The following is a 20788-nucleotide window of genomic DNA, read 5'->3' on the forward strand; positions in this document are numbered from 1 at the left end:
CTCCGCCCCACCCGACGGTCAGTCCAGGCAGGGCTGCATCTCCGGCGCTCCGGACGGCTGGACCGCTTCCGGCACCTCCGATATCTCCGACGGCATCGCGACCATACCGAAGTAGCGTTCGACATCGGCGCGGACGTAGGCCGAGGTGCCGACGGTGAGCAGTTTGGCCGCCGCTGCCGCGATGCCGTACCGCACGGCCTCGCGCAGCGGCCAGCCGCGGCTCAGCCCGACGGTGATCGCCGCGACCATCGCGTCACCGGCACCGACGCCGCTGACTGCGTGCACCGGGATGGCCGAGAACCGGAGGCTTTCGCGCCGGGTCACCAGCAGGGCGCCGTCGGCTCCCAGTGACACCACCACGGCCTCCGTCACTCCCCGCTCGATGAGTTCACGGGCCGCGGCCAACTGCTCGGACTCGGTCTTCAGCGGGTGGCCGAAGCACTCCCGCAGCTCACGCACGCTCGGCTTGAGCACGAACACCCCGCCGCGCATGTGCGCCAGCCCGCCGCCGGACGAATCGAGGATCAGGCGCGCGCCGGCGTCCCGGCACACCGCCGCGACACGCTGATAGAAGTCCGGGGCGACACCGGGTGGCAGGCTTCCGCTGGCCACCACGAACTCCGCGGAAGCCGCGGCGCTGCGCAGGACGTCGAGGCATTGCGCCTGCTCGGCGAGGGTGAGCGCGGGGCCCGGCAGGACGAACCGGTACTGCAGGCCGGTGGTGCGCTCGTTGACGGTGAAGCTCTCGCGGGTCGATCCGCGGATCGGCACCGCGATGTTCGCCACACCCGATGCCGTGAGCAGCTCGACGAGCCGGGCGCCGGCCGGGCCGCCCGCGGTGCAGACGGCCGAGACCGACGCGCCCAGCACATGGGCGAACCGCGCGACGTTGATCCCCCCGCCGCCGGGGTCGCACCGGTCGGCGACGCACCGGATCTTGCTGGTGGGCCGCACCTCGTCGGCATCGGTGGTGATGTCGAGTGCGGGGTTCATCGTCAGGGTGACGATCGACGACCCGCTCACAGGCCGCTCGGGTAGGTCTCGGGCGTCTCGCCGGCGACCCAGAGGCTGGTGACCTCCAGGGGCTCCAGGGCCGTGGTCGTGTCGATGTGGATGATCGCGTCGAACTGGTCACCCGGCCGCACGTGGTAGTAGTGGCTCTGCCGCTCCGTGGCGGGGAGGTAGATCACGCCGATCGCGCGCCCGAGTCGCACCGCGTCCAACGGCCCGGCGGCCTCACCGGCGAGCAACGGCGACACCACGAACGGCGACCTGTCGGCGTCGTGCAACAGGTCCTCGATGCTGCCGGCCAGCGCCGGCCGCACCACCTTGCGCTCGGCGGGGCCACCCCATTCGGTAGCCGCGGTGACCGTGCCGGTGTAGGTCGTGAAACCGATCAGCCGGGTGGCGTCGCCGTACTGTTCACGCGCGAGCTGCCCCAGGGTGAGCTGGCCGTCCGCGCCGACCTCGGTGGCCCGGGCGTCCCCGACGTGAGAGTTGTGCGCCCACACCACGATCCGGGCCGGATCGGCGCCTCCAGCGCTACCGTGCCGGTCGAGATGGGCCAGCAGCGCCGACAGCGTCTGCGCCATGTGCCGGTCCCGCAGGTTCCACGACGTCACCCGTGACCCGAACATGGCGCGGTAGTACACCTCGGCGTTGCGCACGGTCTGGGCGTTCTGCTGGGCGTAGAACAGTGCGTCCTCGGCCAGCATCCCGTCGCGACGCAGGTAGTCCAGCGCGTTGCGCTGCAGATCGACCAGCTGATCGATGGCCTCCCGTTCGCAGGACGGCCCGGCGCCGAACGCGGCGGCGTAACCGTAGGCCTGCCCGTCGTCGGCCGCGGTGTGGTCGAAACACCCGTAGCGTTCCCGCGCCCGCTGCGCCGCCGCCGAATCGACGGTGTCCAGATACGCGATGACCTCGCGGACCGACCGGTGCAGGCTGTAGAGATCCAGCCCGTAGAACCCCGTCTCGCGCTCGCCCGCCGACCGTCGGCCGGCGTTGTGGTCACGCAGCCAGTCCACGAAGTCGCGGACGGCGGTGTTGCGCCACATCCATCCGGGGAAGCGCTCGAACCCGGAAAGCGCCGCGTCCGCCGAGGCATCGTCACCGACCCCGCGGACGTGGCGGTTGACGCGATAGGCGTCGGGCCAGTCCGCCTCGGCAGCGACCGCGCAGAACCCCTTCTCCTCGATCAGCCACTTGGTGATCTCCGCCCTGGCCCGGTAGAACTCGTCGGTCCCGTGCGAGCTCTCGCCGATCAGGACGATGCGGGCATCCCCGACGATGGCCTCCAGCGCAGCGGACGGCGGCACGCCCGACGGCGCCTCGACGGCACACCGCGCGATGACCTGCGCGGGCGATTCGGCTGCCGGAACCTCCTGTTCCTGCCCGGTCGGGGTCTCCAGCAAACCCCGGACCTCGTCGTCGGTGACCTGACGGAAGTCCCAGAACGACTCGCCCACCGCGAGGAACGGTGTCGGCATGGACGCGCAGACCACCTCGTCGACCAGGCCGGCGAACTCACGGCAGGTCGACTCGGGGGCCGCGGGAACGGCGACGACGATCTCGGCCGGATCGCGGTCGCGCAGCGCCCCCACCGCGGCGAACATGCTCGCACCGGTGGCCAGCCCGTCGTCGACCAGGATGACCGTCTTGCCCGCCACCTCCAGCGGGGGGCGGCCACCGCGGTACGTGGCCTCACGGCGCTGCAGTTCGCGCCCCTCCCGCTCGGCGACCTCGCGCAACTGCTCGGGCGTGATCCCGGCGGCCCGCACGACGTCGTCGTTGAGGACGACCCGTCCACCGCTGGCCAGCGCGCCCATCGCGTACTCCTCATGGCCGGGAACACCCAGCTTGCGCACGATGAACGGATCCAGCGGAGCCCCGAGGGCCGCCGCCACCTCCCAGGCCACCGGGACCCCGCCGCGCGCCAGACCGAGCACGACCACGCCCTCCCGGCCCCGGTAGCCGGCGAGCAGACCGGCCAGTACCCGGCCCGCCTCGCGTCGATCGCGAAAGACCCGCCGCGGGGTGTTGCCCGCAGCCCGTCGCGCGGTTGTCATGATGCGCCTCCGCTCGCTGGGCGCGCCGGCCCTGGACCCGGCCGGTGCCTGCTTCTGTAGCAGACCACGGTGGCCGGGCCGTCACTAGGGACGGAAGTCCCGTATCTCGTCGGCGAAGACGACAATCCGGCTCCGGTCGACGAAGACGACAATCCGGCTTCCGTCGACGAAGACGACAATCCGGCCTTCAGTCGACGAAGACGACAATCCGGCCTTCAGTCGGCGAAGACGATCGTGCGGCCCGCCGCCAGCGTCCGGCAGTCGTCACGGCACTGCACCATCACCGGGGCGGCATCGCCCGGTTCGGCGCTCAACGTCGCGGTACGCCCGGTCACCGCCAGCCGGAGCCGATGACCGCGGTAGCGGAAGGTGAACTCGAGGGTGCCCAGCGACGGCGGCCACATCGGTCCGACCACGATGCGGTCCCGCCGCATCTCCAGCCCGGTGAAGCAGCGCTGCACCAGGTCGATGCTTCCCGCCATCGCCGCCAGATGAATGCCCTCGGCCGTGGTGCCCCCCTGGACGTCGGCGATGTCGGAGGCCAGCGTCTGCTCGAAGTACCCCATCGCCACGCGCCGGTTGCCGCGGGTCAGCACCCATGCGTGCACCAGGGCGCTCAACGTCGAGCCGTGCGACGTCCTGGAGCAGTAGTAGTCGATGGTCCTGGGGATCTGGTCGGGGGTGAACGGGTAGCCGAGCCGGTCGAAGAGCTCGTAGAGCTCGTCGGCGGACAACAGGTAGAACAGCATCAACGTGTCGGCCTGTTTGGCCGCCTTGTAGTTGTTGACGCTGTCGTTCTCCGCCTCCAGGATGCGGTCGAGCCGCTTGAGGTCGTCGTAGCGGGCACGGTAACCGTCCCAATCCAGCTCGGCCAGCTCCTGGTAGCCCTCGAACTGGCTGATCACCCCGTCGTGGAACGGGACGAACATCCGCCGGCTGACGTCCTCCCAGCGGCACAGCTCCTCATCGGTGATCCCCAGTCTCTCCAGCAGCGCCAGCCGGTAGTACAGCGGCATCCGCTCGAGGGCCTCCAACGCACGCAGGATCACCCACACCGCCATCACGTTGGTGTAGGAGTTGTTGTCGATGCCGTCGAAATCTCTTCCCGGATAACCGGAATGGAACTCGTCGGGGCCGATGACGCCGCGGATCACGTACCGGCCCCTGGCCTCGTCGAGGTGGGCCAGGCTGACCCAGAACCGGGCGATCGCGGCGAGCATCTCGGCCCCGTAGTCGATCAGGAAGCTGCCGTCACCGGTCACCTCGTAGTGTTGCCACACGTTGTAGGCAATGGCGATGCCGACGTGATGCGCCCGGGCGCTGGCATCCGGGTTCCACCGCCCGGAGCGCGGATTCAGATGCAGCTGCTGGCTCTCCTCGCGCCCGTCGCTGCCCGATTGCCAGGGGAACATCGCTCCGGCATGACCGGCCAGCGCCGCCGCCCGGCGCGCTTCGGGCAGCCGGCGATACCGGTACCTCAGCAGCGAACGGGTGACCTCCGGCAGCCGCATGTTCGTCACCGGGAACACGAACAGCTCGTCCCAGAACACGTGTCCGCGGTAGGCCTCGCCGTGCAACCCGCGGGCGGGCACCCCGACGTCGAGATCGGCGGTGTGCGGGGACACCGTCTGCAGTAGATGCAGCTGATACATCCGCACGATGCGCGACAGGTCGGTGTTGTCGGCCAGCTCGATGTTGACCCGCTCCCACAGGTGTGCCCACGCCAGCCGGTGGCCGACCTCGAGGTCGGGCACCCCACCGGCCCGGATCAGCTCGCGTTCGGCCGCGGCGTCCGGCCCGGAGATGCCGTGATCACGGCTGGTGAAGACGGTGGCCACCTTGTCCAGCGTGACGCTCCGGCCCTCGCCGACCTCGACGGTGACGTCATGGCCGACGCGGAGATCCCCGGTGCACGGGCTGCGCCGGGCGCCCGGTTCGCCGCGCACGCGGGTGCGCAGCGCGACGGCGATGCGGATTCGCGACTCCACCGTCTCCGCGCTCAACAACACCGAGTCGTCGGACAGTGCCCTGGTCTCGACGACCTCGAGGTGGCGCGAGGACAGGTCGCGGTACCGTTCCACCCCGCGGTTGGCCACGTCGCCGTCGATCAGCGAACGGAACTCCAACTGGCCCGACCAGTTCTGCGGTTCCACCGTCGTCTCCATGGCGGCCACGTGCGGCAGGTGCATCGCGACGAAGCGCTTCTGGATGATCCGGGTCCTGCGCCCGGTGGGGTCGCAGAACACGAGGTCGCGGGTCAGCGTGGCCCGGCGCAGGTCGATGGTGACCAGATAGGAGGCGATGTCGGCGGCGTCGATGTCGAACCACGGCCCGCCGTCGATCCGGAAGGTCAACGACAGGAAGTTCGGCAGGTTCACCAGGCTCTCGTTGTCGATGACGGTACCGGCGACCTCGTCGGTGAGACGGTTGTAGATCCCCGCCACATAGGTTGCCGGGTAGTGGAATTCGCCCGCCGACGACTCCGGCGCCGCGCCCCGCACCGCCAGGTATCCGTTACCCATGGTGCACAGGGCCTCGCGCAGCTTCTCGTCGTGCGCGTCGTAGCCGCCGTAAGTCTGCTCCCAGGGGCTGGGAGTGACCTTCTTCTCGGCGGCGAGCCGGCCGACGATCCGCTGCAGAAACCGCAGGACGGCCTCCGGATCGTCGAGGACGAAACGGGCCGCCGACCGCCGATCCTCGCCGTCGGCCTGACGCACGGCCACCCCGATGCCGTTGAGCCGGATCGCGTCGAAGGCGTCCTCGTCGGTGACGTCGTCGCCGATGTAGATCGGCAGCATCAGATCGGTGCCGTTGATCTTCTCCATGATCCACTCCAGGGCCGTGCCCTTGCCCCAGTCGACGTCGGGCCGGACCTCGACCACCATCCGCCCGCCCGTCACCCGCAGCCGGTGATGCTGGCCGATGGTCCGCACGGCGGCCACCACCTCGTCGATGCGTTCGGGTGCGACGTTGCGGTAGTGCACCGCCACCGCGAACTTCTTGTCTTCGATCAACAGCCCGTCGACCGTGGCCAGCCGCTGCTGCAGATCGGCGACCGCGGCCGCCAGCGACCGGACCGCCTCGGCGCCCGCCTCGTGCTGGTGGTACTCGCCCTCGGGCGACACCAGCTCGAAGCCGTGACTGCCCGCGTACCAGATACCGGGCACGCCGACCCGGCTCCGGATGTCCGCCAGATCCCGGCCGCTGAGCACCGCGACCGGGCAGTGCTCGGCCAGTGCGGCAAGTGTGGCCTCGGCCCCGGGGATCAACCGGGCCGCGCCGGGATCGTCGACGATCTCCGAGAGCGTGCCGTCGAAGTCCAGGCACACCACCGGCTGCCTGGTGGCGATCAAGGTCTGGATCTCACTGCCGGACTCCAGCGCGTCGGCCATCGAGTCGGTGCGGTCGAAGTTGTCGCGGACGGCGACCGCCAGCAGATCGGACACCACCACGTCGGCGCCGGACCGGCGCAGCCCGTCGCCGGCGCCGCCCCGGTCGACGCCGATGACCAGACCGAACCCGCCGTCGCGGGCGGCCGTCACCCCGGCGTCGGTGTCGTCGATCACCACGGTTCGCGCCGGGCGCACCCCGAGCCGGCGGGCGGTCTCGTGCAACGCCGCCGGATCGGGCGGGCCGGGAAGCCCCGGCTCGCTCACCGGTACGGCGGTACCGATGCCCGCGGCCTCCACCCGCCGCTTCAGGTCGGCGGCGGACGGGGCCGCCGCGCCGTCGAAGCCGAAGATCACCGCGTCGTGATGGCGCGGGTCGACGAAGACGGGAAGCCGCATCGCTCCTCCTGGGGTCTCGGACCCCAATGTCAGCGCCCCGGACCCGGATGTGGCTAGGGCACGAAGTCCCCGGTGCACTCCAGCAGGCGCACTACCGTTCCCCGCGTATCCTCCGAATAGGGGCCTCGACGAAGCCTGCGTTCGCCGAGAACCGGTCCGCATGGGCATCGCGTGGTGTCGGTGAAACCCGACGCGGGGGCGCTCGCCCGTCGGGTCGTCGCGCCGGCGGTGCGACGGCTGCCGTTCGACGCCGCGCGGCCTGCTCAGCGGGGCATTGGGGACCATTGGCCCTGTTCCCGCAGGCGGCGCGGGGCCACAGTGGAGATATCTGAACGGAGGTCCGAGATGCGCGACGTCGTGGTGGACACCGAGGTGATCAGGGACGCCCTGTGGCTGGCCTGCCGTGCCCCGTCGCTGCACAACAGCCAGCCGTGGCGGTGGCGGATCGAGGGCAGCGCCGTACAGCTGTTCCTCGACGCCGAGCGCGCACCCCGGCACACCGACACCACCGGCCGGGAACTGGTGATCAGCTGTGGCGCGGTGCTCGACCACTTCCGGGTCGCGATGGCCGCGGCGGCCTGGCACACCAATGTCGACCGGTTCCCCAACCCGAACAATCACCACCACCTGGCCTCCCTGGATTTCTCACCGCTGGACTTCGTGACCGACGGGCACCGCCAACGTGCCGATGCCATCCTGCGGCGGCGTACCGATCGGCTGCCGTTCGCCGCACCGGAGGACTGGGAAGCCTTCGCCGAGAGTCTGGCCCCGGCCGGCGGGATCGACGACGTGCGGGTCGACGTGATCGGCGAGGAAGGGCGCGCCGCGCTCGCCGAGGCGTCGCAGCTGACCGAATCGCTTCGCCTCTACGACTCCCCCTACCACGCCGAACTGGTCGGGTGGACCGTCGATCTACCGCTCGACGAGGGCATTCCGGCCAGTGCGCTGCCGTCGGCCGCCGAGAGCGACCGGGTCGACATCGGGCGGACCTTCCCGGTCGTGAAGCATCCGGAGCGGCGGCGCGAGATCGCCGACGACCACGCGAACGTCGTGGTGTTGTCGACCTACGACGACACGGTCCACAACTATCTGCGATGCGGAGAGGCGTTGTCGGCCGTCCTGCTCGACGCCACCATGGCCGGCCTGGCGACCTGCACGCTGACCCACATCACCGAGGTTCCCGCCAGCCGGCAGGTCGTCGCCGAGATGATCGGCGCGGGCGACGCGGTGACACCGCAGGTGCTGATCCGGGTCGGCGTCGCACCCGGCAGCGAGGACATGTCCCCGCCCACCCCGCGCCGCCCGATCGACGAGGTACTGGAGATCAGGTAGCCGATGAACCGGTCCTCGGCGGCGGTGGTCGTCGGCATCGATGGTTCCCGCGCCGCGACGGACGCCGCGCTGTGGGCCGTCGACGAGGCGGTGCGCCGCGACGTGCCGTTGCGCCTGGTGAACGCCGTGGACTCCGGTGCCGGTGCGGCCGGACTCGCGGCCGCCCGGGCCGCCGTCGGCGCGGCGGTGGCGGAGGTCGAGTCGACCGCCCGGCGGGTACGGGTGCAGTCCGAGATCCTGCCGGGCCGGCCGGTGCAGGCCCTGCGGACCGCATCGCGGGAGGCCGCCATGCTCTGCGTCGGCTCCGTCGGCATGGCGCACGGTCAGCGGGGCAGCATCGGTTCCACCGCAACGGGATTGGCGTCCTCGGCGAATTGTCCGGTCGCGATCATCCATGCCCACCATGAACGGCCCATGCCCCACGGGTGGGTGGTGGTCGAGATGTCGGAGAGTTGCGCCGCCGAGCCGACGTTGCGCCGCGGCGTCGAGGAGGCGCTGCTGCACGACGCGCCGTTGCGGGTGGTCGCCACCTGGAAGTCACGCTTCCCCGACATCCACGACCGTCGCGCGGTCACCGACGGAAACCGGCTGGCGCGGGCACGGCTGAACCGCCGGCTGACCGAATGGCGCAGGCGCCACCCCGATCTCGACGTGCAGGCCGCCGCGGTGCCCGGCGGCTTCGCCAACTACCTCGCCCGGCACGCCGACCGCATCCACCTGGTGGTGGTCGCCCATGACCGGACCGACGGCGTCGCCGAACTCATCGGACCGGTGGGCTGCGGCGGCCACGCCGACATCCTGGTCTGCGAACCTCAACAGCCGCTCTGAGGCCACCGGCCGAGCCGACCATTGCCTCCCACCCACCCCGGCGATACGCTACTCGAGGTATCGAAATGAACGAGAGGCACCAGTGACGCGGACCTTTCACGCGGGGCGGCCCTTCACCACCCCGACCAGCGAGATCGCGGCGGCATTGGAAGAGGTCAGCATCCCGACCCTGCTGCTGTCGCTGGTACACCTGACCGGCGACCCACGGTTCATCCGGGACTTCGCCCAGGCCGGCCTGTTCCTCAACGAGGTCCAGGGGTTCATGAGCGAGGAGGACAAGGCACGTGCCCGCGCCACGGCACTGCCGGTGATCGTCGACTACCGCGACCGCGGCTGCCCACCGCCCGCCCCGCTGTCCGCCGGTCTGATCCGGGAGATGCTGGACTGGGCGGCCGCCGAACCGGTCGACGACGCGAACCTGCCGCTGGTGCTGGAGGAACTCGACCTCGACGGCGCCGACCCGCGCCGGCCCGCCCCGGTGGACGCCGGACCCGGAGCGGACTTCCCGGTGATCGTCGTCGGCTGCGGAGAATCCGGGATCCTGGCGGGCATCCGGCTGCGCCAGGCCGGTGTCCCGTTCACCATCCTGGAGAAGAACGGCGGGCCGGGCGGAACCTGGTGGGAGAACACCTATCCCGGCGCACGGGTGGACGTGGCCAACCATCTGTACTGCTACAGCTTCGAACCCAGCAATCACTGGGAGCACTTCTTCGCCGAACAGCCCGAGCTGGCGGCCTACTTCGACGACGTGATGACCCACCACGAGCTGCACTCCCACGTCCGGTGGAACACCGAGGTGCTCGCGGCAGGCTGGGACGAACACAGCGCCACCTGGACGGTGACGGTGCGCACCGCCGGGGGGACCGAGACGCTGGCCGCGCGGGCCCTGATCACCGCGGTCGGCCAACTGAACCGGCCCCGACTTCCCGACCTGCCGGGCCGGGACACCTTCGCGGGCCCGTCCTTCCACTCCGCGGCCTGGGACCACGATGTCGATGTCACCGGCAAGCGGGTGGCGCTCGTCGGCGCGGGGGCCAGCGGCTTCCAGATCGCTCCCGCGATCGCCGGGCAGGTCGCCCACCTCGAGGTGTTCCAGCGCACCGCGCAGTGGATGTTCCCCAACCCGATGTACCACGACCGGGTGCCCGCCGGGGCCCGCTGGGCCATGGAACACCTGCCGTACTACGCGCGGTGGTACCGCTTCCTGTTGTTCTGGCCGGGAGCGGACAAGGGCCTCGACGCCGCCCGCGTCGACCCCGACTATCCCGACCAGGACAACGCCGTCAGCGAGATCAATGCGATGGCGCGGCTGATGTTCACCGAGTGGATCACCAGCCAGGTCGGCGACGACGACGATCTGCGCGCCAAGGTCGTTCCCGACTACCCGGCGACCGGCAAGCGCACGCTCCAGGACAACGGCAGCTGGCTGGCCACGCTCCGACGCCCGAACGTCGACCTGGTGCGCACCCCGATCGAACGCATCACGCCGGAGGGGATCGTCACCGCCGACGGCAGCACCCACGAAGCCGACGTGATCGTCTACGCCACCGGCTTTCACGCCACCGAGCTGCTGGCGCCGATGACGATCACCGGCCGCGACGGCGCCGACCTGCATCGCGAATGGGGCCGCCGGCCCCACGCATACCTCGGCATCACCGTGCCGCAGTTCCCGAACCTGTTCATGATGTACGGCCCGGGAACCCATCTCGCGCACGGCGGCAGCCTGATCATGCACTCCGAGCTGCAGATGCGCTACATCAACGCCTGCATCGAACACCTGGTGAACACCGGGGCCCGCTCGATGGAACCCCTGCCGGCACCGACCGAGCAGTGGCATCGGCGCACCCAGGAGAAGATCACCAAGACCGTGTGGGCACATCCGTCGATCCGGCACTCCTACTTCAAGAACCCCGACGGCGAGATCCACACCGTCAGCCCGTGGCGACTCTGCGAGTACCGGGCCGCACTGGCCGACCCCGACTGGTCGGCGTTTCGCATCCACGCCGACGAGACGGTCTGACCGTGCGGACCGTGGTCGTCGACGACCAGCACCGTATCCGCGTCGACACCCGTCCGGACCCCGGGCTGCCCGGTCCCGACGGCGCCGTCGTCGCGGTGACGGCGGCGGCGATCTGCGGCTCGGATCTGCATTTCCTGGAGGGCCACTACCCCATCGCACAGCCCGTCGCGCTGGGCCACGAGGCGATCGGCGTGGTCGTCGAAACCGGTTCCGATGTGCGGGGTTTCAGCGCCGGAGACCGGGTTCTGGTGTCATCGGTAGCCGGGTGCGGCCACTGCGCGGGGTGCGCGACACGGGACCCGATCCGGTGTGTCTCGGGACCGCAGATCTTCGGCTCCGGCCTGCTCGGCGGCGCACAGGCCGACCTGCTCGCGGTGCCGGCCGCCGACTTCCAGTTGCTGGCGATCCCCGACGGCATCGACACCGAGCAGGCGCTGCTTCTCACCGACAACCTGGCCACCGGGTGGGCGGCGGCGAAACGCGCCGACATCCCCGTCGGCGGCACGGTCGCGGTGATCGGCGCCGGTGCGGTCGGCCAGTGCGCGCTGCGCAGCGCCTACGTTCTGGGAGCGGCCACGGTGTTCGCCGTCGACCCGGTACCCGCCCGCCGGGACCGGGCCGCAGCGGTGGGCGCGACCGCAGTCACTCCCCCGGGCGCGGCCCAGATCCACGAGGTCACCGGCGGACTGGGCGCAGACGCGGTCATCGACGCCGTCGGCACCGACTCCTCGCTCGACGACGCGCTGGCCTGCGTGCGCACCAGCGGTACCGTCTCGGTCGTCGGGGTGCACGACCTGGCGCCCTATCCGCTGCCGGCGCTGGTGTGCCTGCTGCGCAGCCTCACGGTCCGGTTCACCACCGCCCCGGTCCAGCAGACCTGGGCCGAGCTCGTTCCGCTGCTGCAGGCGGGCCGCTTGACGGTCGACGGGATCTTCACCGGCACAATACCGTTGGATGCGGCAGCCGACGGCTACGCGGCGGCGATGTCGAGGTCCGCCGAGCATCTGAAGATCCAGTTGACGCCCTGAGTGCCGCTCAGTCTGTGGGATACCAGGACCGCAGCTGGCGCAGCAGGGCGTTCTTCTTGTAGTGGTGCTCGCCCATCCGGCCCAGGATGTCGTCGAGTACCGACACCGCGTCGTCGATGTGCGGCCCCTTGTTCAGCATCACGCATTCGGCGCGTTCGCCCATGGCGGCGTCACTGATCTCGGCCCGCGAGGGCAGCCCGCTCTTGGAGAGCTGTTCGAGCACCTGGGTCGCCCAGATCACCGGCAGATGCGCTGCCTCGCAGAGCCACAGGATCTCCTCCTGAAGTTCGGCCAGCCGCTGATAGCCGACCTCGACGGCGAGGTCGCCGCGCGCGATCATCACCCCGACGCCGGGCCGGCGCATCGCCGTCATCAGCAACTGCGGGAGCCTCTCGAAGGCGCGCCGGGTCTCGACCTTCAGCACGACGCCGACGTGGTCGCCGCGCCGGTCCGCGAGCAGCTCGTGCAGGTGCGCCACGTCGGCCGGATCCTGCACGAAGGACATCTGCACCACGTCGGCGATCTCGACCACGGTGTCCAGATCCGCGACGTCCTTGTCGGTGAGCGCCGAGATCGACAGCGCGGTGTCGGGCAGGTTGATGCCCTTGGCCGCACGCAGTTTGGCGCCCGACGCCGCCGCCCGCCGGATCCGGACATCGATCGTGTCGGGGTGCACCGCGACGATCTGTCCGCCGATCTTTCCGTCGTCGAAGAAGATCGACTCGCCGACGCGGGCGCACGAGAAGACCTCGGGCAACGTGCATCCGATGCGTTGCGGTCCGTCGGTCTCGACGGGGGCGGGCGAACAATCGCGGGTGAGGCGCAGCAGGTCGCCCGGGCGCACCACCAGGGCCTGTTCGCGTTCCGGCAGCGGCCCGACCTCGGCGGGTTCGATGGGGCCGTCCACCCACAGCACCGTCCCGGTCTCGACGTAGGCGGTCTGGACGAGGCTGCCGACCAGCCCGCCGTCGGCGGTGTCGGTGATCGTCAGCGAGCGCTTTGCCCCGCGCGCGTCGTGGAACGCGAGCACCTCACCGGTCCGCCTGCCGGACAACCACTCTCCGGGCATCGGCAGTGCCGTCATCCCGGGTTCAGGGGGCCCGGCGGGCTCCTCGGCGGCGGTCAGCCACGCGCGCGCCGAAACCAGCACCCGGCCGAGATCGTCGCGGCGGGGCCGGAGTTTGACCACCCGGGGTCCCGGCTCGATCGGCCCGGTACGCAGCTTGGGGCCGCCGAGATCCATCGCGATCGGACAGATCCGCGACGCCTCCTCGGCGGCGGCGCGCACGTGTGCGGCCATCGCCCGCCAGGCCTGCGGGTCGTCGTGGGCGCAGTTGATCCGTGCCACGTCCATCCCGCGCTGCACCAGCCGCCGCACCAGATCGGGATCACCGGCGGCCTCGCTGGGCAGGGTGACCATGATGCGGGTGTCCCGGTCGGCGGGAGCCGGCCCGAGCAGCCCGGCCGTGCGCTGCTCCAGCAGCTCACGGCTGCGCCGGGCACTCACCACGCTGGGCTGCGGCGGACACCAGATGTCTTCGAGCATTGCCAGCACCGCGGCACGGACCAGCCGCAGGGTGGCCTCGACGTGTGCCTCGCTGCGCCCCAGCGACGACAGCCCGAAGGCGGCCAGGCGATTCTGCAGGTCACGCAGGTCGAGACCGCGGATGGCCCAGTAGTGCGCGAGGTTGACCGCGCTGACCCGGTAGCCGGCGGCGACCTCGCCGATCCGATCCGCCCACCGTGACTCGACATCCGCAAGCCGCTCGAGCAGCTCGTCGAGCCGTTCCAGCAGCCGGACCAGTTCCACCTGGGTCTCATCCCGGGTCGACGATCCCGCGTCACGCGTCGAGGTCATCGATACCCTCCGCCGCTCACGACTACCACGGGCGGCAGGCTAATCGCGTCGGGTTACCCGCGGGTGAACAGCTCGGAACGCCCCCGCCGCCGCACGCCCGAATCGGCCCTTCGCCCCCCGGGTGAAGGTACCTTCACAGCGGCACCCGTGCGTGTGGACAACGTCCCGGTCACGGGAACCGGCCGGGGCGATTGCGCACGTCAGGACCATGATTTGGTACGTTGGCCGCCCAGGTAGTGACCAAGGGCCCTACGGGGTCGGCGGGCAGGACCATAGCGTCGAAAGTGCACAGGATTAGGGAGCCGATCATGACACGCAAATCCACATCAACGGTGATCGTGGGAATCGACGGGTCGCAGGCGTCGCTGCATGCCGCCCAGTGGGCGGTCGACGAAGCGTTGTCCCGCGACCTGCCGCTGCGCCTGATCTACGTCACCAAACCCAAGCACCCGAGCCCGGACGACTACTACGAGGACGTTCACCGCGGCCGGGCGGCGCTGGAGCACGCCGCCACCACGGTCGAGGCCCTCGGCAAGCCGGTCAAGGTGGAGACCGCCGTCCTGGACGGTCCGTCCACCCCGACCCTCATCGAGCAGTCCTCCGACGCAGACATGGTGTGTGTCGGCACCGTCGGCATCGGCCGGTATGCGCAGTCGATCCTGGGCTCCACCGCCGCCGAACTCGCTGAGAAGGCGCACTGCCCGGTCGCCGTCATCCGCCCGCCGGAGGGCGACGCCAAGCCCACCGATTGGATCGTGGTGGCGCTCGGCAAGGATCCCGACGACGAGGTGGTCGTCGACCACGCGATGCGGGAGGCCGAACTGCGCCGTGCCCCGGTGCTGGTGCTCGGCGACTCGGCGGGGCGCGACGATCTCGACGAGCGGATTGCCGGCTGGCGAGACAAGTACCCGCAGGTTCATGTGTACCCGCTGGCCGACGAGTCGGACGTCACCGAGTTCCTCAAGAAACACCACGAACGGGTCCAGCTGGCCGTGGTCGGCACCGGCCAGGCCGGCGACCTCACGAAGATCGTGGGACCGCACGGGCATCCGGTGTTTCACCACACCCACTCGTCCGCGCTCGTCGTGCGTAGCTGACCACGGCAGGCTCCGTCACCAGGGAGGCACAGATGACCGAGTCCTCCGACCGCCCGGAGATCCTGGTCGGTATCGACGGGTCGCCCGGTGCCCAGGCGGCGATCCGTTGGGCGGCAGGGGAAGCCGCGCTGCGCGATGCGTCCATCACGCTGGTTCACGTCATCGCGCCGATCGTCCCGACCTGGCCGATCGAGACGATCGAGGCCGAATACGCGCAGTGGCAGCAAGAGAACGCGCAGCACCTGATCAAGCAGGCACGCGCGACGATCGACGAGGTCGTCGAGGGCGCCTCGGTGCCGATGGTGCGCGACGAGATCCGTTACGACGGTGTCGTCCCCGGCCTGGCCGCCGTCTCCCGGACCGCGTCGATGCTGGTGCTGGGCAGCCGGGGCCTGGGCCTGGTCGGGGGCGCCGTGCTGGGCTCGGTGAGCCGGGGGGTGCTGCACCGCGCCGACTGCCCCGTCGTCATCGTCAAGGGGAACGCCGTTGCGGCGCCCGACCAGACCTCACCGGTACTGCTCGGCATCGACGGGTCCCCGGCGTCGGAGGCGGCCACGGCGTTCGCCTTCGACGAGGCCTCGCGGCGCGGTGTCGAACTCGTCGCGCTGCTTGCGTGGAGCGACGTGGGTGTCTTCCCGATGTTCGGAATGGACTGGCACAAATACGAGCAGCAGGGCCATGAGCTGCTGGCCGAACGGCTGGCCGGTTGGCAGGAAAGGTATCCCGACGTGAACGTGCGCCGTCGGATCGTCTGCGACCGGCCCGCGCACTGGCTCATCGAGGCAGCCGTGCAGGCCCAACTCGCGGTCGTCGGCAGCCGCGGCCGGGGCGGGTTCCCCGGCATGCGTCTCGGCTCGGTCAGCACCGCCGTGGCCGAGTCCGCCGTGGTGCCGGTGATCGTGATTCCGGAACCGTCATGACGCGCAGCGGCCGAAAGGTCCTGATCGCGTTCGGTTCCCGTCGCGGGGGAACCGCAGGCCTGGCCGAGATGATCGGCGCAGCACTCACCGATGTCGGCTGCGAGGTGGTCGTCGCGCCGGCCGATCAGGTCAGCGACGTTCGCGGGGTGGACGCGGTGATCGTGGCGGGCGCGCTGTACGCCAACCGCTGGCATCGGCATGCCCGCCGATTCGTCCGCCGCAACGCCGCCGCGCTGCGCACCGTCCCGGTCTGGCTGGTGAGCAGCGGACCGTTGGACGATTCGGCGAAGGACCACGACATCCCACCCACCAAGCAGGTCGCGAAGCTGGCCACCCTGGTGTCCGCACGCGGCCACGTGACCTTCGGCGGACGGCTCCTGCCCGACGCCAAGGGCTTTCCGGCCGGCGCCATGGCCAGGACGCGGGCCGGCGACTGGCGCGATGCGGAGCACATCCGGTCCTGGGCGGCCGCGGTGATCGACGATCTACAGCGGGTCTGAGGCGGGGCCACCCCGGGCTGCGGCCCCGGCTACAGCGCCAGTCGGCACCGCTGGTACGCCTCGGCCACCGACTCGTCGATCGGCCGGGAGGTGTCGATCGCGTAGGCCTCCGGCCAGCCCCGGTCGGCATCATTCAACACTTCGGCGATGTGCGGGGTCGCATCGGAGGCGGAGTGCCCACGCGTGGTGATCCGGTGCACCGCCTGCTCGATCGGCACCGTGCAGACGAACTCGACCACCGGGGAAGAGGTCTGGGCGCCGACGCGTCGCACGCGCTCGCGCTGCCGCGGGTCTCGCCAGGTGCCGTCGACGATCACCGGGTGCCCGGTCGACAGCAGCGCCTGCGCCCGGCGCAGCACTTCGTCGTACACCGCTGCCGCGTTCTCGGGGGTGTACAGACCGGCGTCGAGTTCACCGGCGCTTCCCGAGATCGCACCCGATCGCTGCAGGTCGCGGCGCACCTCGTCGGTGGACACGACCCGTGCCGCACCCGCCTGCGCGAGGGCGTGGGCCAGGGTGGTCTTCCCGGTGCCCGGCCCGCCCCCGATGACGACGAGCTGCACCGCCCCCGCCCGCAGATGCGCCAGCGCGATGTCGAGGTGACGCCGGGCATCCGCGGCGGCCTCGGCGTGGCCCTGATCGACACGCACGCAGTCGACCTTCGCGCGCACCACCGCGCGGTAGGCGATGCACAGATCGCGCAGCGAGCGCGGAGCGGAATCGTTTGCGGCCCGACAGTATTCGTCGAGGAAGAACTCCGCGAGGTCCTGCCGACCGAGGTATTCCAGATCCATCGCCAGGAACGCGGCGTCGTCGATGCCGTCCACCGACCGCAGCCGGTCGTCGAACTCCAGACAATCCAGTAGCGCGGGCCCTTCGGGGAGACAGAAGATGTCCTGGGTGAGCAGGTCTCCGTGCCCGTCCACGACTCGCCCCGCGGCGATCCGCTGGGCGTAGAGTTCGTCGCGGCCGGCCAGGAACCTCTCGGCCAGCCGGGTCACCTCGAGCAGGGCAGCGGCGGAGATGACGGTGCCGGTATGGCGTTGCAGTTCGGTCAGGTTCTCGCGCCACCGCGCGGTCAGCGCGCCGACGGTGGCCTCGTCGTCGATCTTCGGGGAACGCCGCGCACCGGCGTGGAACCGGGCGAGCACCTCGGCGATAGCGGCCAACCGGTCCTCGACCGGTTGCCCGGCGCGGACCAACTCGGCCAGCCGTAGCGAATCCGGGTAGCGCCGCATCACGATGACCGGCTCGCCGTCACCCAGTGGCGGGTCCAACCGGCCGAGGCCCAGGTAGCTGTCCGGCGCGAGCCTGCGGTTCAGTTCGATCTCACGCTCGCACGCGTGCCGCCGTTGCTGCACCGAGCTGAAGTCCAGGAAGTCGGTGCGGACGGCCTTTTTCGCCTTGTAGGCCCGGTCACCGATCAGCACGACCAGCCCGGTGTGCGTCTCGTGCACCTCCGCGCACAGGTTCCCCGGGATCGTCCACGGCGGCGTCGCAATGCTCTCGGCGGCGGGTGCACGGTCCATGCTCACCACCCTGCCCGACGCGTCGCCGGGACACCAGTTCGCCGGGCGTCAGGCGTTGTTGGTCCGCCCGCCGTCGCCGGCCAGGTCCTCGAGTTCGCGATCCCAGTCGGCGCCGCGCAGCCGGTCGAGCCGGAGCTTCACCACGGCGAACACCACACCCGCGCCGCCGACCGCGACGCCCCACACCGCGAGGGCGATCAGCACCGCGTCGGCCCCGGCGTCGCGGTCGGTGCGTGGCGGGGTGGTGCGCCGACCCGCCGCATCGATCCAGATCGTCACCGGGTCACCGGAGTTCATGTGCCCGGTGCGCAGCACCGCGCTGTGCTCGCTGCCGGCGAACTCCCAACGGATCGTCGTGACGAACGGCGGCCCGTACACCTGTGGCGCCGATGTGCTTTCCGCGTCGACGACGGCGACGATCTGTTGCCGGTCGAGCCGGTCGGCGGCGAAGGCGTGGGTCAGGTCGTCCTTGGCGGCCGTACCGATAACAGCCGCCACCGGCAGCGCCAGAAGCGCCACCATGACGATCAGCACCACCGCCGCGGCCTCGATGCGATCACTGGCCCGCACCAGGGGGTGCCGCGTGAGCAGCCGGGTCAGCCAGGTGCCCGGGCCGAAGGTGAAGTTCTGCATGACAACTCGCTTTCGCGGACGCATCGTTCGGTACGCGTCCGAGGGTCAGGACTGCCGCGCGACGATGACCGGGATGTGCGCCGCCTGCGCGACGGCCCAGCTCACCGAGCCCAGCAGCAGGCCGGCGAACCCGCCCCTGCCATGGCTGCCCACGACGAGAAGTTGCGCGTCTCTGGACTCCTCGACGAGCCGGTGGGCGGGGTTGTCCTGCCCGACGACGCGACGCACCGTCACGTCGGGGTAGCGCTCACCCCAGCCGGCCAGCCGCTGCGCGAGTTCCTCGTCGGCCTGGGTGGCCAGCTCGTCGGGCGGCACGTCGATGTAGAAGTCGGCGCTGTTCATCCAGGTGTGGACGGCCACCAGATCGGCACCGCGGCGCGATGCCTCGTCGAAGGCGATCGCCGTCGCCAGCTCCGAGGCCGGGGAGCCGTCGATGCCCACCACCACGGGTGCCCGCTCCGGAATCGCCGGCGCCTCGTCGTGGATGACCGCAACGGGGCAGTGGGCGTGGTGGACCAGGCTCGAGCTGGTCGATCCCAGCAGTAGCCCGTGAAGCGCCCCGGAACCGCGGCAGCCCACCGCCATCAGGTCCGCGTCCTTGGACATGTCGATCAGGGCGGGCATCGTCGGTCCGGCCAGCACGACTGTCTCGATGGCGAACCCGCTGGTATCGGCGACGGCGTCGGCGACCGTGACCAGCGCCTCGTCGATGATGCTGCGAGACTGGCGATCACGCGCCGACAGGTACTCCTCGGGGATCGGGACCGGGATGTCGAGCCACGGCCCCATCTCGTCGGAGGGTTGCACGTACACCAGGGTCAGTGACGAGTGACGCAGCGCGGCGGTCCGCGCCGCCCAGGCGGTCGCGGCGCGCGACGCCGGTGACCCGTCGACCGCGGCGACGATGTCGTGGTGTTTGGCCTGCGAGGCATGCCCGGACATGGTTTCTCCTCCGCGCTCATGACCACCTCGATTCGAGGGCGTGACCACGCGAGATCTTCTGACCTCCAACCCCATCCGACGCCCGCGGGAGCCAGCGGAAGTAGGGCCTAAAGTCCCCGATCCGGCGACCCCCGGGCCGTCCCGCTATCCGGCGGGTGTGACCAGGCCGTACTGCCCGTCGTAGCGCCGGTACAGCACGCAGGCACGGCCCTCGGCGGCGTCGATGAAGAACAGGAACGGCAACCCGAGCAGACCGAGTCGCTCGACCGCCTCCTCCTCCCGAAGACACGGCGGGGCGATCTCGCTGATCGTCACCTCCTGCTCGGAGGGTCCGACCTGCCCGGCCAGTTCGGGCGCCACCAGCGCGACCCGCCGCCCGGCCTGCCCGTCCCGGTAGATCACCGCGGCGGTACCGGTCTCCTTCTCGGTGAACAGGTGGAAGTCGTAGTCCAGCAGCTCCAGTTCGTCGACCGCCTCGTCGAGCGTGCACGGCGCCATGGTGAACGACTTGCGCCGGACGACGCTCGGGTCGTCGGCAGAGCTGGTCGGGTGAGAGGGCCGGTGTCCGGCCGGTTGCTCCTGCCACGGACGGTGGCCGGGCCCGGCGCCCTTCTTGGTCTCCCAGCGTTCGGCGACGTGCTCGAGCCTGCGCCGCAGCGCGGATTCCAGCCGGTCGACGGCCTCACGCGCAGTCGCCGCGTGCACCTGGGCGCGCACCGGCCGGCCGTTGACGTCGAGGTTTGCCTGCGCGACCACCGGGAACTCGACGGCGGGATCGTGGTGCCTGGTGAGCTTGACGTGGGCGTACAGCACCGGGCGGGGGCTGAGCCGGCCGAGCTCGCCGATCTTCTCGCGGGCGTAGTCGGCGGCGCCGGGGAACTCGCCGTGGGTGGTGACATCGACATCGATGACCTGTGGGGCGTCTGTGCCACGTGTTGCGCTCATGACTCCTTCGTACGCCGCGGACATCGGCGGGGTGAGGGGCGAAAGTCCCTATGCGCGAGTGCGTAACGTCACGCACTCGGGTGCTCATCGGATACCCGCGCCGGGACCGGCGCCGACCCGGACGTCCAACGCGAATCAGCCGCGGCAGGAACCTGCGCCGTCACCTGGGCGACGCGGATTTGTCGGTGGTGGCTGTGATGATGGGGTTATGTCTTCGTCCACGGTCTCCGGGGTGGTGGGGTTGGGTCCTGTCGACCGGCTGGACGCGTTGTTCGACGAGTTGTCGCAGCTGGCGGGTCA

At 70.7% G+C, this 20788-nt stretch carries 15 protein-coding genes; 7 read left to right on the plus strand and 8 right to left on the minus strand.

All coding sequences use genetic code 11. From position 1 onward, the window contains the following. Positions 1 to 18: 18 nt before the first annotated feature. The 3 genes from JDV09_RS16310 to otsB all read right to left on the minus strand — a co-directional run bounded on the left by JDV09_RS16310 (position 19) and on the right by otsB (position 6856). Positions 19 to 1023: a 1-phosphofructokinase family hexose kinase gene (locus tag JDV09_RS16310; protein WP_308124145.1), complete on the minus strand. Its 1005-nt coding sequence runs from the start codon at positions 1021 to 1023 to the stop codon at positions 19 to 21. After that, positions 1020 to 3068: an erythromycin esterase family protein gene (locus JDV09_RS16315; protein WP_221370186.1), complete on the minus strand. Its 2049-nt coding sequence runs from the start codon at positions 3066 to 3068 to the stop codon at positions 1020 to 1022. Before JDV09_RS16315 ends, JDV09_RS16310 begins: the two co-directional genes overlap by 4 nt. A gap of 215 nt (positions 3069 to 3283) precedes the next feature. After that, positions 3284 to 6856, minus strand: coding sequence for a trehalose-phosphatase (otsB, locus tag JDV09_RS16320; protein WP_221370187.1), 3573 nt, complete (start codon positions 6854 to 6856; stop codon positions 3284 to 3286). Between the two features lie 345 nt (positions 6857 to 7201). Between otsB and JDV09_RS16325 the strand changes: the two genes are divergently transcribed. The 4 genes from JDV09_RS16325 to JDV09_RS16340 all read left to right on the plus strand — a co-directional run bounded on the left by JDV09_RS16325 (position 7202) and on the right by JDV09_RS16340 (position 12064). After that, positions 7202 to 8188: an Acg family FMN-binding oxidoreductase gene (locus tag JDV09_RS16325; protein WP_221370188.1), complete on the plus strand. Its 987-nt coding sequence runs from the start codon at positions 7202 to 7204 to the stop codon at positions 8186 to 8188. 3 nt (positions 8189 to 8191) lie between these two features. Further along, entirely contained in the window at positions 8192 to 9016 is an 825-nt protein-coding gene (locus JDV09_RS16330; RefSeq protein ID WP_221370189.1) for a universal stress protein, read from the plus strand. A gap of 82 nt (positions 9017 to 9098) precedes the next feature. Further along, positions 9099 to 11036 (plus strand): flavin-containing monooxygenase, encoded by a 1938-nt coding sequence (locus tag JDV09_RS16335; RefSeq protein ID WP_221370190.1) that lies wholly within the window; start codon positions 9099 to 9101, stop codon positions 11034 to 11036. Between the two features lie 2 nt (positions 11037 to 11038). Next, entirely contained in the window at positions 11039 to 12064 is a 1026-nt protein-coding gene (locus tag JDV09_RS16340; protein ID WP_221370191.1) for an alcohol dehydrogenase catalytic domain-containing protein, read from the plus strand. 7 nt (positions 12065 to 12071) lie between these two features. Here JDV09_RS16340 and JDV09_RS16345 read toward each other — a convergent pair whose 3' ends face one another. After that, positions 12072 to 13922 (minus strand): pyruvate kinase, encoded by a 1851-nt coding sequence (locus JDV09_RS16345; RefSeq protein ID WP_221370192.1) that lies wholly within the window; start codon positions 13920 to 13922, stop codon positions 12072 to 12074. Positions 13923 to 14230: 308 nt separating this feature from the next. Between JDV09_RS16345 and JDV09_RS16350 the strand changes: the two genes are divergently transcribed. The 3 genes from JDV09_RS16350 to JDV09_RS16360 are packed head-to-tail and all read left to right on the plus strand — an operon-like array spanning position 14231 to position 16439. Next, entirely contained in the window at positions 14231 to 15019 is a 789-nt protein-coding gene (locus JDV09_RS16350) for a universal stress protein (protein ID WP_221370193.1), read from the plus strand. A gap of 32 nt (positions 15020 to 15051) precedes the next feature. Beyond that, complete coding sequence (locus JDV09_RS16355) at positions 15052 to 15939, plus strand: universal stress protein (protein ID WP_221370194.1); 888 nt, start codon at positions 15052 to 15054, stop codon at positions 15937 to 15939. Then, entirely contained in the window at positions 15936 to 16439 is a 504-nt protein-coding gene (locus tag JDV09_RS16360) for a flavodoxin domain-containing protein (RefSeq protein WP_221370195.1), read from the plus strand. Before JDV09_RS16355 ends, JDV09_RS16360 begins: the two co-directional genes overlap by 4 nt. Positions 16440 to 16468: 29 nt before the next feature. Here JDV09_RS16360 and JDV09_RS16365 read toward each other — a convergent pair whose 3' ends face one another. From JDV09_RS16365 to JDV09_RS16380, 4 genes are all read right to left on the minus strand, one after another. Beyond that, entirely contained in the window at positions 16469 to 17968 is a 1500-nt protein-coding gene (locus JDV09_RS16365) for a bifunctional aminoglycoside phosphotransferase/ATP-binding protein (protein WP_221370196.1), read from the minus strand. Between the two features lie 48 nt (positions 17969 to 18016). After that, entirely contained in the window at positions 18017 to 18601 is a 585-nt protein-coding gene (locus JDV09_RS16370; protein ID WP_221370197.1) for an Rv1733c family protein, read from the minus strand. Positions 18602 to 18646: 45 nt separating this feature from the next. Continuing rightward, complete coding sequence (locus JDV09_RS16375) at positions 18647 to 19543, minus strand: universal stress protein (RefSeq protein ID WP_221370198.1); 897 nt, start codon at positions 19541 to 19543, stop codon at positions 18647 to 18649. A 144-nt stretch (positions 19544 to 19687) separates the two neighbouring features. Next, entirely contained in the window at positions 19688 to 20488 is an 801-nt protein-coding gene (locus tag JDV09_RS16380; protein WP_221370199.1) for a ribosome hibernation promotion factor, read from the minus strand. Between the last annotated feature and the right edge of the window lie 300 nt (positions 20489 to 20788).

It is taken from the genome of Mycolicibacterium xanthum, assembly GCF_019710635.1.
Taxonomy (GTDB): Bacteria; Actinomycetota; Actinomycetes; order Mycobacteriales; family Mycobacteriaceae; genus Mycobacterium; species Mycobacterium xanthum.